This is a genomic window from Streptococcus mitis (assembly GCF_001579035.1).
In the GTDB taxonomy this organism is placed as follows: Bacteria; Bacillota; Bacilli; order Lactobacillales; family Streptococcaceae; genus Streptococcus; species Streptococcus mitis_J.
The window spans coordinates 99542-100320 of record NZ_KQ970290.1; the positions used below are offsets into that span (position 1 = coordinate 99542).

At 27.5% G+C, this 779-nt stretch carries 1 pseudogene; it reads left to right on the plus strand.

From position 1 onward, the window contains the following. Positions 1 to 22: 22 nt before the first annotated feature. Positions 23 to 779, plus strand: a pseudogene (locus tag SMIDD26_RS08660) (sensor histidine kinase); the annotation flags it as partial.

A 779-nucleotide genomic window follows, 5' to 3' on the forward strand; every position in this document is an offset into this window, starting at 1 on the left:
AATTTTAATAGGAGAATAGTATATGAAATTAAATCACGACTTATCAAAAAAACATTCCATTCATTTTTTCTTTAAACTCCTACTTGTACTACTATTGATAAATATTTTAATCAATATTGCTATGAGTAACATAACTAGAAATTTTATTAAAAACCAAAATATAGTACACCTACGTAGTTCAATTGAAATTTATGCTGATTCTGTTAATGAGAAATTGCATTCTGTAGAACGCTTTATGTACTCAACAATAACGCATAATGAATCTTTAGAGAAATTAAATCATGTACAAACGTTTCTTGACTATCAAGAAAATCTCAAAAAAGTTCAAACTAGCTTTACAGAGTTTGAATATCAAAATGAAACTCATATGACATTCTTATTAGAAACCGATAGTACTGATTATTTTATAAATGTCTCCAATCTTTATATTCCATATGAAGATTATCTACTATTAAAATCAAATCTAAAATCATTGCGTAGTGATATAAGTGACCGTAAATGGAAAAATGTAACTACTAAAAACAGCGAATACTTAGTTAAATCTGTTCATTACGAAGGAAAAATCATTTATGCCGTCATATCTTCAGAAGATATCCTAAAACCTCTAAGAAAACTCAATATTGGAAATAATGGTAAACTTTCCCTAAAAGAGCCTAACAATATACCCTCCGAAAACTACCTAATTCATGCTCAAAATGAAAAAACGCATTTACCTTTCGATATTTATGTTTTAGTCGATTATGCCGAAGTCTTTAGAAATATCACACTCTTAGAAGTAT